Annotated in this window: 13 protein-coding genes; 8 read left to right on the top strand and 5 right to left on the bottom strand. The window is 39.8% G+C overall.

Annotated elements, in window-relative coordinates; translation table 11 throughout:
- Positions 1-91 precede the first annotated feature (91 nt).
- Entirely contained in the window at positions 92-1,750 is a 1,659-nt protein-coding gene (locus BK584_RS19815) for a M20/M25/M40 family metallo-hydrolase (protein WP_078394184.1), read from the bottom strand.
- A 121-nt stretch (positions 1,751-1,871) separates the two neighbouring features.
- On the bottom strand, positions 1,872-2,744 hold the full coding sequence (locus tag BK584_RS19810) for an ROK family protein (RefSeq protein ID WP_078394183.1): 873 nt from the start codon (positions 2,742-2,744) through the stop codon (positions 1,872-1,874).
- 423 nt (positions 2,745-3,167) lie between these two features.
- Here BK584_RS19810 and BK584_RS19805 point away from each other — a divergent pair, with 423 nt between their 5' ends.
- From BK584_RS19805 to BK584_RS19795, 3 genes are all read left to right on the top strand, one after another.
- Positions 3,168-3,848 carry a class I SAM-dependent methyltransferase gene (locus BK584_RS19805; protein WP_078394182.1) on the top strand — a complete coding sequence of 227 codons (681 nt, stop codon included), beginning with the start codon at positions 3,168-3,170 and terminating at the stop codon, positions 3,846-3,848.
- 137 nt (positions 3,849-3,985) lie between these two features.
- Positions 3,986-4,333 carry a DUF5665 domain-containing protein gene (locus BK584_RS19800; protein WP_078394181.1) on the top strand — a complete coding sequence of 116 codons (348 nt, stop codon included), beginning with the start codon at positions 3,986-3,988 and terminating at the stop codon, positions 4,331-4,333.
- Between the two features lie 15 nt (positions 4,334-4,348).
- Positions 4,349-4,789: a DUF948 domain-containing protein gene (locus BK584_RS19795; RefSeq protein ID WP_078394180.1), complete on the top strand. Its 441-nt coding sequence runs from the start codon at positions 4,349-4,351 to the stop codon at positions 4,787-4,789.
- 171 nt (positions 4,790-4,960) lie between these two features.
- Here BK584_RS19795 and BK584_RS19790 read toward each other — a convergent pair whose 3' ends face one another.
- The 3 genes from BK584_RS19790 to BK584_RS19780 form a co-directional block, all read right to left on the bottom strand.
- On the bottom strand, positions 4,961-5,257 hold the full coding sequence (locus BK584_RS19790; RefSeq protein ID WP_078394179.1) for a hypothetical protein: 297 nt from the start codon (positions 5,255-5,257) through the stop codon (positions 4,961-4,963).
- A gap of 42 nt (positions 5,258-5,299) precedes the next feature.
- Positions 5,300-6,055, bottom strand: coding sequence for a CpsB/CapC family capsule biosynthesis tyrosine phosphatase (locus BK584_RS19785; protein ID WP_078394178.1), 756 nt, complete (start codon positions 6,053-6,055; stop codon positions 5,300-5,302).
- 101 nt (positions 6,056-6,156) lie between these two features.
- Positions 6,157-7,149 (bottom strand): YdcF family protein, encoded by a 993-nt coding sequence (locus tag BK584_RS19780; RefSeq protein ID WP_169871405.1) that lies wholly within the window; start codon positions 7,147-7,149, stop codon positions 6,157-6,159.
- A 126-nt stretch (positions 7,150-7,275) separates the two neighbouring features.
- On the opposite strand from BK584_RS19780, the gene BK584_RS19775 reads away from it, so the two are divergent.
- The 5 genes from BK584_RS19775 to BK584_RS19755 all read left to right on the top strand — a co-directional run bounded on the left by BK584_RS19775 (position 7,276) and on the right by BK584_RS19755 (position 13,035).
- Positions 7,276-7,986 carry a response regulator transcription factor gene (locus BK584_RS19775; protein ID WP_078394176.1) on the top strand — a complete coding sequence of 237 codons (711 nt, stop codon included), beginning with the start codon at positions 7,276-7,278 and terminating at the stop codon, positions 7,984-7,986.
- Complete coding sequence (locus tag BK584_RS19770) at positions 7,983-9,038, top strand: sensor histidine kinase (RefSeq protein WP_078394175.1); 1,056 nt, start codon at positions 7,983-7,985, stop codon at positions 9,036-9,038. Before BK584_RS19775 ends, BK584_RS19770 begins: the two co-directional genes overlap by 4 nt.
- A 101-nt stretch (positions 9,039-9,139) precedes the next feature.
- Positions 9,140-9,919 carry an ABC transporter ATP-binding protein gene (locus BK584_RS19765; RefSeq protein ID WP_078394174.1) on the top strand — a complete coding sequence of 260 codons (780 nt, stop codon included), beginning with the start codon at positions 9,140-9,142 and terminating at the stop codon, positions 9,917-9,919.
- Positions 9,894-11,801: an FtsX-like permease family protein gene (locus tag BK584_RS19760; RefSeq protein WP_078394173.1), complete on the top strand. Its 1,908-nt coding sequence runs from the start codon at positions 9,894-9,896 to the stop codon at positions 11,799-11,801. The genes BK584_RS19765 and BK584_RS19760 overlap by 26 nt, the downstream gene beginning before the upstream one ends.
- 325 nt (positions 11,802-12,126) lie before the next feature.
- Complete coding sequence (locus BK584_RS19755) at positions 12,127-13,035, top strand: phosphotransferase enzyme family protein (protein WP_078394172.1); 909 nt, start codon at positions 12,127-12,129, stop codon at positions 13,033-13,035.
- Positions 13,036-13,091: the final 56 nt, after the last annotated feature.

The following is a 13,091-nucleotide window of genomic DNA, read 5'->3' as shown; positions in this document are numbered from 1 at the left end:
TATGTTAACATAGTACCTTAAACGTAACTGAAATGACGCATCATAAAAAGAACCGTCTGGCTTCGAGCCAAACGGTTACCTATAATTACTCTCACTTGGACGCAAGTTGATCGATTGTATACCGAAGCAATACTGGAGCAACCTCCGTCGAATAAGAGATTTGTAAGCGCTCTGTCCGCTTATGTGCATCTTTCCCAAACGGTCCAACATTGATTGTGGGAATATCAAGTTTCCGAATCGATTGCATTGGAATATGGTAACTTTTCTTATAGAGAGGCATATATCGCTCGAGGGCATCCTCCGCTTTTTCTCCTTCCACAGAGCGACAATAACTAACGTCAGATAATCCTGGAAAAAACGTTTTAATCACTAAGTTTTGGCCAAATGCATCTGCGCTTATTCTTTGTAACTCTTCGGTTATGGCTAATAATTCCGAATCTTTTTTATCGTTTAATTGCACATGAGGATAATATGGTGGTTGTAGTAACATAAGGTAAAATGGCGCTTTATCAAGAAAATAAGTCGAAATTCCTCTTGCTAATGCAAGCGTTTGTGCCGAATAATCCCCGCTTTCTATACTATCTTTAAGTAAGTTATCGTATGCTTCTTTAAACGATTCTCCATATTTTTTTAAACCTAGTTCATACAATTCTGGTAATGTGTAAACAGCTGGTTCTGGCACCGCTTCCGCCATCGCTTCATTTCCAAATACAGACCGGTGTTTAACAAGACGCTCATGAATTAATCGACTTGCCTGTAAGCAGGCTTTTTTTACAGCTTGCATGACTTGATCTGGACCGGAATTCAGTGTTAAGACATTATAAAAAAGATAGGATTCATTTGGCGTTTGCACATCATACGTATCTTTCAAATCCCGTATCCTCAAGCATGTAGGTGAGGGTGAAGATTCTCCGTTTATAGTATCAGAAAAAGCCTCTGACCATTCCATTTCCACCGCAAGTTGAGCCGCCATCACAGATGCGTTAATACCTTCAAGTGGTTGCCCTACGTGCGTTTCTCTACCAAGACAATAAATGAATGGCAATAATTTTCCTGTTGAACCGGTGTACACATATTTATTCCAATCGTTCGGATAAGCAGAAAAATTAGGTTCAGAACAAACACAGGCGTTAAAGCGCCACCCTTGATTGTATAGCTTTTCTAATTCACCGACAGCCGCAAACATACCAAGCGAAAGTTTTTCTTCATCAGGGACCGCGACAAGGCAAAGATTCGCCTTCGAAGTTGGATCTAAAGCTACATCCTCCATCACTGAAAGTTGCATTGCAAGCCCTGCTTTCATATCCATGCTGCCTCGCCCAAACATATAATCACCTGAATCAAGATCTTTACGAGCATCATTATCCAGATACCCTTCTTGTTCTGCCAATAGGCGTGACATTAATTGTTCTGGCAAAAACGCATCTTCTTTATATAGTCCAAAATCATCAACACCTACTACATCAAAATGACTCAGTAACACCGTTGCCTCTTTTTGTTTTGGTTCCTTCGCAAGCATCGCCACAATTGCTACTCTTCCTAAAGGATCCTTTTCTAAAGGTACTTGCATTATTTGTGATGGATTTTTCTGAAAATAAGGGTTGCGTTTTAAAATTGCAAGAATCGTTTCAGCCATATTGATTTCCTGGGTCGTGCCTGAAATACTTGGCTGATGAACAAGCTCTTTTGTTAAAGCTAATACACGCTCCGCATGCGGATAGCGTTCCTCGATCTGCTGCACCCTTGCCATAAATACCCCTCCCAATTTAATCCTTTTACATGTTATATATGCGTGAATAGGAAATTCGGATTCTCACTGGAATAGAGTAAGAAGAGTCCAGTCTTATTGACAGTGCCTCTTCTTTCCTCATTTAAGCAGATTCATATGCTTTTTTTGCAAGCAAAATAGCGCCTTGAATTCCAGCGTCATCACCAAGCCCAGGGGCAACTACGTATTCTTCTAAATTGCCAACATTTATATAACCATTTAATTGTTTTGCTAATTCTTTGTGGACGAGAGGGTAAAGTTGGTATTGCTTCATCACGCCTCCGCCTAAAATAATTTTCTTTGGGGCTAGCACATATGAATATGAAGCAATCGCTTGTGCTAAGTAGAAAGCTTCCATTTTCCAAACTGACTCATTTTCCGCTAATTCTACGCCAGCTTGTCCCCAACGTGCTTGTACAGCAGGTCCTGCTGCAAGTCCTTCTAAACAATCTTCATGGTACGGACATTTTCCCTTGTACGTGTCTTCAGGATGACGAACAACTGATATATGTCCCATTTCAGGGTGACTTAACCCTTCTAGAATCGCACCATTCACAATCGCACCTGCCCCAATACCAGTACCGACGGTTATGTAAATGCAACTATCTAACCCTTTCGCGGCCCCCACAGTAGACTCTGCTAAAGCAGCCCCATTAACATCTGTCGTCATTAACACTGGAACATTTAATGGGCGAAACGCCTCGAGAAGGGGAAATTCTCGCCATCCTTCTTTAGGTGTGTTTGCAAGTGAGCCATAGTTCGGTGATCCATCAACCAAATCAAGTGGGCCGAAGCTGCCAATCCCAAGACAATCTATTTTATTTCTTTCAAAAAAAGCGACTATTTCTGGTATTGTTTCTTCCGGGAACCTCGTCGGAATTGTCATGCGGTCAATCCATTCACCTGTTTCATTTGTGACTGCACAAACCATCTTTGTTCCCCCGGCTTCCAAACCCCCATATCGAATTTCTGTCATCTTTTTTCTCCCCCATTGATATCAATTCATCTTATTTCTGCTAGTATAGCATCTCCCTCCCTTTTCCTACAGGTATATCTTTTATGATTCGCTTCACTTCTCACTTACTTATGAAACTGGAACAGAAAGGTCTTGTCTCCGTTCTTTAAGGAGGAGTTGGACGAACTCACGCCTGTTTCGAGCATACAATAGGTTGTTTCCTTTTAACGAATGACGAAAATTAAAAAACGGACTGGCTTTATAGTCGCTACGCGCATAAAATAAAAAAGAGTAAAGATTAAACTGAATGTTTTGCTGATGCAATGACTGGCAGAGATAACCATTTTCGTCCTGCGGTACGTAACAACCTCTTTCCTTAAGGGGTCTATCTGCACATTCGCCCAATTTTTGAATATAGTGTATGAAAAGATTGGGGGAATCAGTATGAATAAAGACTACGAAGAAAAGCCAGCAACTTATTATCAAGGCATCAACCATCAGTTATTTTCCATTATTGAACCGTCCGTAAAACAAGTTCTCGATGTTGGCTGTAGCGAGGGATTACTGGGAGCTGCAATCAAAGATGCTTATAGCGCTACTGTGCACGGATTTGAACAATTCCCATCGGCAGTGGCAGCAGCAAGGAAGAAGCTTGATTCCGTCACCGTGGGAGATATCGAAGCCGATCCACTTCCTTTTGAACAAGGGACATTTGATGCTATTATTTTTGCAGATGTATTGGAACATATGGTTGACCCCTGGGCTGTTCTTGAGAAAGTAAAACCATACTTAACTTCAGAAGGAGCTGTATACGCAAGCATTCCAAATGTTGGTCATATTTCAATCATCGAAGAACTGTTGAACGGAACATGGAATTACGTAGATGCAGGGTTACTTGATAAAACGCATTTGCGTTTCTTTACAAAAAACGGAATTGATCAACTTTTTACTGCAAGTGGTTTTTCAATTGAATTAATTGTCAACAACCAAAGTGCACACCCCCATCAACTTCAGTTGATTCATCAGTTAATGAACATCAGTACACAGCTAGGGATTAATACGACTGATTTAAATGAACGAACACTTGCCTATCAGTATATGCTTAAAGCAAAACCTGTGAAGTAAAAACCGTATGTTTATTGAGCGGCTTTTTTGGTCACCCTATGGCAATCGGTCGCTCCAATCCTATCATTTATGGTTTAACCGCTAACAAAAACGGTTATAGAAAGTTATTGTAAAAGTGGGATTGGGGTGAATGAACCATGGGACTTAGTAAAGAGCAAAAAAGTAGAATGCTCCCTTCAAAACATCGCGGCGATGAAAAACGAGTAGAGGAAAATGAACGATTTGAAAAGCTACTGGACAAGCTAGAAGATATGACTACGAATGGTCGCTTAAAAGACATGGCGTTTCATTTTACCGACACTAAGCAAGTGATTAAATCAAACCTGATCGCTGGTATCGCTCGTGGTGTTGGCTTAACGATTGGGGTGGGTCTATTTATAGCCTTGCTTCTTGCTATATTAAGCTTATTTGAACCACTTCCTATCGTTGGCGATTGGATCAGCCAATTAGTTGGTCACATTGAAAATTCACAGCACACAGACTAGAGGAGGAACACACAGATGGATTGGTTAGGAATTGGAGTCTTTATACTATCTATTGGATTTTTAGTTGCGATCTTATGCTTGCTCCCAACATTACGTAATTTAGCTAAAACGTTGGATAAAACATCAAGTACGATCGCACAAGCGGAAAAAAGCATTGAAGAAATTACAGGTGAAGTGAAAGTCACCTTATATAACGCAAATGAAACATTGATGGATATTAACGGGAAAGTCGCAAAGCTTGACCCAATATTTGATATGGTCCACGATTCAGCCGAAGCTGCCCATCGTGCTACATCAACCCTTTCGACATATGCATTAACACGAGTGAATGCTGCAAAACAAGAAGCAACGGTCGCACAACCAGAGCAGATTCATGGCATACTTAAGAGCGCAGCGTTTCTCTATTACTTTCGCAAAGCAAAAAAACAACAGAAAAAAAGTCAAGAATTTAACTAATAGCTGCTCCATAAGGTCATCGAAAGAAGACCTTATGGAGGCTTTTATTTTGCGTTGTCGTATAACACAATCAATTAAACAAGTCTAGCGAGAATTTACGCTCTCCAACCATAAAAAACCGCAATAAAGATCCCTGACCTTCATTACGGTTTTACCTTGGTAAACGAATGCCTAATGTAGAATCGATAGCATCGCATCAATTTGACTTGCAAGCCGCTCTCTCGGTACATCGTATTTGCCATCAAGCACAATTCGGTCAAACTTGTCGTTATTTCGTAACAGTTCAATGTGATAAACATCATTTTCTCCATCTTGAATACTAACAACAACAGGTTGTCCAGTGGTAGTCTTTACATAAAGAAGTACACCTGTTTCCATTGGAATGTAACCTTCTGTTTGCCATTTCTCTAACAATCGATCATTTTCAGCTTGAATAGATGCAATTATTTCTTCTGCACGTTCCTCCACATCGATCCCTCCTTGACCGATCTAGTGTACCATGAGAACAATTTAACTAAAAAAAGATAAGCGTTTCTTTTCTGGGTGCATCGGTTCGGTAATGACACCCGGTCGACCTTCTAGTAAGTTCATCAGATTCATCTTTAATGCTTCTCCATAAGAAGGATCAACCTTTTTTAAAAATGGTTCTATTTTAACTAAGTCAAGCTCATCTTTTGTTGGACTATCTTCATAACTAGCAACCATGTGAATTAGCCTACTTTTAATTAGCAGTTGCGCACATTTCTTTGCTTGCTTTCCATGTACTCCAAGCAAACTAGCCGCTTGCATCAAGGTGTATGACCCATTTTTCACCATACGATAGAGAATGGCTGGGTCTTTTTGAAATCGTTGATCCCGTTCTGGATGAAGCAAAATTGGCATATACCCACCAAGCGCGAGCTCATATAGTTGGTTGCTTGCTTTATCAAGAGATGCATCTTTAACATCAATCAACACGTAAGCTGTCCCACTTAACGGTAGTGCTTTGCCTTCATGTAAGTCATCGCGTAAGCTTGAGGACAACTTGAGCGTATGGCCTGCCACCAAAGAAAAGTCTTTTGGAAAAGTTGTTTCAGCTTTATAGTTGTTTACAACTCTCTGAACCGCTTCTCCCCAGGTAGCAGTATCGGTTTCATCAAAGTAAGGGGCGTAACATAAGGAATGAATGCCGTTTTCAAGTAAGGAGCTAAAATGTTCAAGTGTTCTTGACTTTGCACGCGATACACCTAGTGAGAATGGCAATAAATAATTGCTAATATCAAACATATGTGTAACCCCTCTCCTCTTTTTGTTCCTTATTTGTTTACACGAGACGAACCAAATATCCTTCTTTTTGGAACACTCATTAAAAAGATTCTGTTCATACACTAGAGCAGTAGTAGTATGGAAGCCATAAGCAATAAGAAAATACCAACATGGATCCATTTCTCCATGACCAAGATTGCGATAAATTCCCGCGTGTAGGCATTGGGTAAGTAATACCACGTAACGGGCGCACCAACGCCTTCCGCTTCTAACCCTAATTTTCTCGCATAAAGACTCGATCGGAACAAATGAAAATGGTTTGTTATAAACACCGATTTAGCAGTTGGTTGAGCAAATAATTGTTTCGAATAGCTAAAGTTTTCATACGTATTTTTTGCTACATCTTCGACAACAATTTGCTGCGGGGGAATACTTCGCTCGATTAGATACGCTCGCATTGCGGAAGCTTCAGAAATCAGCTCATCCTCACCTTGTCCACCAGTTACAATTAGTTTCGGTGGGGATGTAACTTTCTTTTGCATATGGTAAAAAGAACAAGCGCGATCAAGCCGTTTTGCCAAAAGGGGTGGCACTCTCTTCCCATCTTTCAACCCTGCTCCAAGAATGATAATGTAGTCCTTGTTATACAAAGGACGATTGAAACTGTATAGCCAAGAAGAAACAAGAAAACTAATAAATAAAAAACCATAGAAACCTGCATAAATCGTTGCTGCCATCCATAGAGGCTCAAATGTAAAAAGCGTCACCCCAAGGAAAATCAAAAAAACGAGCACGCCAGCCCCTAAAAATAAGGAAAGTAAATTCGGAAGTTTTCGTCCTTCTCTCTTTAATAAGGTCCGCGCATTCTGAAATAAATAAACAACGATTGCAAGTAAGATAATAGGCGTAAACGCGCCAATCAGTAACAGGTTAAAAAGAACAATTTGGTCAAGCCTATTCATCGGTCCTTCCGTGAGTGTTGCTCCTAATCCAAGCAATAGAAGTACTACACTTAATGTTAATAGAACACCATTCGTAATCCGGCGTTTATCTGACAAGAAACTTATGATAAATGCAATGAAAGAAACAATACCCAAAATTAATAATTCATCCATGTCGCTCTCCTTTAGCATTCCTCCTCTTGTTATTCCTTTTTTTATTTGGACGTAAACCTCGAGGCAGTGCATTCGAATCATTAGACATGCTATTCTAACAGTATTGTTCATCAAGGGAGGTTCATCATGTACCATATATACATCGTGGAGGATGATCAGCAAATTAGCCGCATTATGGCCGATCACCTTAAGCGTTACGGCTATCACGTCACTCAAGCAACAGACTTTCAAGCGGTGAAACAAGAGTTCGTTGCGTTAACACCTGATCTTGTTTTGCTTGATATTAATTTGCCATTATTTGACGGCTTTTATTGGTGCAGACAAATTCGAACTTTTTCAAATGCGCCTGTTTTGTTTATATCAGCAAGGACTGACGAAATGAACCAAGTCATGGCAATTGAAAATGGTGGCGATGATTATTTAACAAAACCATTTCATTTAGAAGTCTTGCTCGCCAAAGTAAAAAGCGCGCTAAGGCGTGCTTATGGAGAATACGCTAATAAACGCGATGAGCAACTAACAACAAGAGAGTTAAATCATTTATACATCTATCCTGATCGCAATGAGATTAGTTATTTAGATCAGCCGATTGAATTAACTAAGAAAGAGTTTCGTCTCTTCCAACGACTTGCTGATGCTCCTGAATCCATTGTAAGCAGGGATGAGTTGCTTGAAGCGTTGTGGGATGAAGTTGATTTTGTTGATGACAATACTCTTTCTGTCAATGTGACAAGGCTTCGGAAGCGACTCGAAGAAATAGGCATATACGATTCCATCCAAACCGTTCGTGGGCAAGGGTATCGCTTATCCGTCAATTGGACAGGAGAAAAGCGATGATCCGTTCCTTCTTAAAAGACCGTCTATCTGTAGCTTTTCTTTTTTTTATTCACACCGCATTTCTTGTGCTAACGATCAGCCTCTACGTTCGTATTGAGAGAGGTCAATTTGATTTTGATACAACGATCTATTTATTCATGCTTTCTGCGTTCTTTTTTACTGTTTGGCTGGCGATTGATTACATTCGTAATCGACCTTATTTAAAAAAACTCCATCACCTTGCTAATCAACGTAACTCTACTCTTGATTCTAGTCTAGAGTTGAAAGCGACAGCTCCTCCTTCAATGGAAGCTCAAACTTTCCTCACGCTGTATATGCAATCGCAAGAGACTGCGCGGAGTAAAATCGAAAGGCTAGAACAAGCTCAAGCTCAGCACCATTTATTTATAAACCAGTGGGTTCATCAAATGAAAACACCCGTATCCGTCATTTCGCTCCTTGTTGAAGAAGGCAAACAATCTTCTGCCCATACAGATTTATTAAACGATATCGCTCACGAAAATGACCGTTTACGTCATGGACTTGAGTTAATGCTTCATACAGCTAGACTTGATCATTTTTCATTTGATCTGAAAGCAGAAACCGTAGACCTTGCTTCTCTCACTAGAGAGATTATTAACGCGGAGAAACGCCAATTTATCCGCAGAGGGATTTACCCAGAGGTTCAAGTAGAAGGACAAGCACTGGTCACAAGTGACGCTAAATGGTTGCGTGTCATTCTTGAGCAACTCGTGCATAACGCCCTAAAATATTCACCACAAAAGCAGCAAGCGCGAATTACTTTTTCTTTCAATAAGACCGGCAAGCAATTACAAGCAACCATCACTGATTCAGGTATCGGTATTCCAGCTAGTGATCTTCCTCGAATATTTGACCCTTTTTTCACTGGTGAAAACGGTCGTACTTACCAAGAATCGACAGGGATGGGACTGTATCTCGCCAGAACGATTGCACGGGAACTTGGCCATAAACTATATGTTGAGTCGATCGTAGGTAAAGGAACAACCGCTACTCTTCTTTTCTCATCGACAACATTACATAAGCAAACATGACAAAATTGTAAGCTTCTAAGTGTCATTTGAAAGCAAATTCGATGGTTCTATAGGTACGCTTTTTCTATACTGAAGACAATTAAACACAGGAGGCATACACAATGACTATTTTAGAAGTGAAAAACGTAACAAAAACCTATTACCCTAAAAAAGATGGTCTTGCATATCAAGCATTGCTTCCCTTCTCCCTTCAGGTAGATAAAGGTGAATTTGTTGGTGTGATGGGCCCATCTGGTAGCGGTAAAACAACGCTTTTGAATATGCTAGCTACAATCGACTCCCCAACTTCAGGCGAGATTATAGTAAACGGGACAAATCCCGCCAAACTAAATGACAACAAACTTGCCTTGTTTCGACGCAAAGAACTTGGTTTTGTCTTTCAAGATTTCAATTTACTCGATACACTCTCTGTGCGAGAGAACATCCTACTTCCGCTTGCGCTCGATAAGGTGTCTTATAAGGAAATGAATAAACGACTTGAGGAAGTTGCCGAATTACTAGGCATTACTCCAATCCTGGATAAACGTTCAACCGAAATTTCTGGTGGACAACAGCAAAGGACGGCATGTGCTCGTGCGTTCATTCACCAGCCAGCAATGATTCTTGCCGATGAACCAACAGGGAACCTTGACTCCAAATCTGCAAGGCAGGTGCTCGATACATTAACAGCAATGAATACAGAACAAGATGCAACGATTTTAATGGTGACACATGATCCAACTGCAGCAAGCTATTGTGACCGCATCGTTTTTATCAAAGATGGATCTTTTTTTTCAGAAATTCGAGCGAACGAGCGGCAACAAACTTTTTATCAGAATATCCTTGATACATTGAGCGTTTTAGGAGGAGATTTCCATGAATCTGCGAATTCTCGCTCGTAAAAATGTAGCAGGTAACGCTCAACGCTATGCGGCCTATTTCTTGAGCTGTGTGTTTACTGTCATGATTTGTTTTATTTATGCGCAATTTATTTTCCATCCAGAGGTCCGAGATGGCGAATTTCATGATGCGATTCGCAATGGTATGATCGCCGCACAGTTCATTATCGTTTTATTTGCTATATTCTTTATCAATTATTCCAATTCAGTGTTCTTACAAGCTCGCTCAAAAGAGTTTGGCCTACTAACACTTTTTGGCATGAATAAACGCCAGATTCGATCACTTGTATATTATGAACAAACGATTATTTCATTAATTGCAATCATCTGCGGACTTTTACTTGGGACGCTTTTCTCGAAACTATTTTTAATGTTTATGTCTTCCCTATTAACCGTTGACACCACAATTGAATTTCAAATTGTTCCGATTGCTTATCTTATAACAGGTGGCGGGTTTCTGTTATTGTTCCAGCTACTATCACTCGTCTCTTTTTGGAAACTACGCAAGCAAAAAGTAATTGATTTACTTAAGGAAGCAAACAAGCCAAAAGAGATGCCAAAAACTTCGGTTTGGTTAACAATCGTAGCCATTCTCTGTTTAGGAGCTGGCTATTCAATTGCAGTAATGACGAATATGATGCTTGTTGCCCTGACAATGCTACCTGTGACCGGACTGGTTGTCCTTGGGACGTACTTTTTCTTCACACAAGGGACTGTCGCGCTTTATAAAAGTTTATACGCAAATAAAAAGAGCCTTTATTCAGGTACGACCATCATTCATCGTACAAACACACTTTTCCGTTTAAAAGATTATGCACGCATGTTGTTTATTACTTCTGTTATTAGTGCAGTTGTATTAACAGCCTCTGGTACGGTTTATATGTTTTTTAATGCCGTCATTTATGATGGCGTGGCAAGCATGCCTTATACGTATTCATGGGTAGAGGATGACCCTGATGAACAAACGGTTGTTGATCCTGAGGCAATTGATAGTCTCTTACTAGAATACGATGCCGATGTGCTGTTTAAGTTGGATGAAGTTCTGATCCCCGCATCCTTAGAATCAGACTTAGAGATGGGATATGGGTTTCGAAGTTACATGATGCCAGAGTCTGCTTTTAACGAGTACAGCGCACAATTGGACCTAGATCCTGTATCTCTCGCAAATGATGAGATAGCGTTAATTAATAACGATACGAACCAATTCTTTTCGACCGCAGACATTAAGGATGGCTTAGAGGAAGGTCCTGTCACGGTCATGTTAGGAGAAGAAGAAGCTTCTTACAATGCAGTCAGTGTACAAGAAGGCGTAGTAACTGAAGGTTTCCGAACAATCGTCCTTTCTGATGATGCTTTTTCTGAAGCAATAGCTACCGATGCAGCTGAACCAATTCGTCTAATCGGATATGAACTAGACAATTGGCAAAACGAAAGAGAGCTTTCCGAAGCAATTGATGAAGCGGCTGGCATGAGTTACATGAACAATAAACCATTGCAATATATGATGTGGATGCAAATGTATTCTCTTGTCTTATTTATTGGTCTATTCGTCAGTTTTATCTTTTTCATCGTCCAAGGTAGTATGCTCTACCTCAAACTATTCACTGACATGGCAGACACAAAAAAGCAGTTATTTGCATTAAACCGTATTGGCTTAACGAAAAAAGAACAACGCCGTATTTTAGACGGGCAAATGCGCTTTCTCTTCTTTGTACCTGTTATCGTTGGCAGCATCCACGCAACCTTTGCCTACATCATGCTTAGCAATGTGCTGCAAACTAATTTAGTAATGAATGCGATTCTTGTTATTTCTATTTATGTGGTCTTGCAAACCATCTATTATCTTGTAACAAGACTGCTTTATTTTCGAGCAGTCATGAAATAGGATTAAATGAAAACAAGCGTGTCCTGTTAGGGCTACGCTTGTTTTGTTCCTTGTCTTTCTGCTATCTTCCTTCCACTTATCCAAACACTCATTTTTTCCTAAGTTCTTTTCCTTACATTTTGTGACACTTGTTCACAGCGAATCGAATTAGCTTGTGATAAACTTAAAAGACTCCCTCGTAGTGAGAAATGAAAAAAGATGAACCTTTTATAGCTAACACCAAAATGTTTTCCCTTTTATAGATTAATCTTTCGTTCTTCATCACAACAATAAAGTCGCTTTACTATTGACACACAGACTAGATAGAAAAGAAGGGGACCCATTTATGCATGAAACAGAAAAACATTACGGCCTGAACATTCGCTATACAGATAAACTGACAGACCGCGTTGAACTCCTGCACAATGAATCAGAACAATACATTATGAAAAGAAAACCAAATGCCGCTAAAGCTGATAAAGAAGCGCAACTGCTCTATTTTTTACAATCAAAGGATCTACCTGTACTTACTCCAATACCAACACGAAACAATTCCTATGGTTTTTATCACAATGACTCTTATTATGCGCTTTATCCCTATATGAATGGGACCTCTCTATCAGCATCTGAATACCTTCAACAACCTGCTAAAATTCAAACAGTTGCTTATATGCTTGCTAACTTACATGATATTTTGCTAGACCTACCTTTTAGTGAACAATTTCCTGAACGGAATATTGTCCGTACACTTTTCACTAATGTTGTTCCTTTTTTGAAAACGCAAGGTACAAGCCCTGACATTGTCAGAATTCTACTAGAGGTTGAAGAAGAAATGCGAACACTATTTCTCCAAATCCCTCTTCAAGTCGTCCAACTTAATCCTCATCCTACTAATATTCTATTTAGAGATAACCGATTAGTAGCGATGCTTGATTTTGAAAAAGCTGAACAAAGTACGCGCCTCTTTGACCTCTGCTATTTCTCAACAAGTTTATTAGACGAGGTATTTTCTGACCCTTCAAAATTAGAAGACTGGCTTAAATCCATTAAGTCTTTTTTTACAGCCTATCATCGCAAGAGAAAAATTTCTCGTGACGAACGAAAAGCGATTTGGTATATAATGCTTGCAATTAACGCAACTTTTATCGCCTTTTACAGTCATGATGAAAATTTGCGAGAGAAAAACCGAGCCAAGTTTTTATGGATTTATGAGCAAAGAACAGAAATTGATCGTTTTCTTTATTTAAGAGGATGAATATAGTTGCTATCGTTTTCATTCTTGTAACACATAACAAAAGGCCGCTGCTTACG

Source organism: Shouchella patagoniensis (assembly GCF_002019705.1).
In the GTDB taxonomy this organism is placed as follows: domain Bacteria; phylum Bacillota; class Bacilli; order Bacillales; family Bacillaceae_D; genus Shouchella; species Shouchella patagoniensis.
The sequence above is the reverse complement of the archived record's forward strand: the minus strand, read 5'-3'. Positions and strand labels throughout refer to the sequence as shown.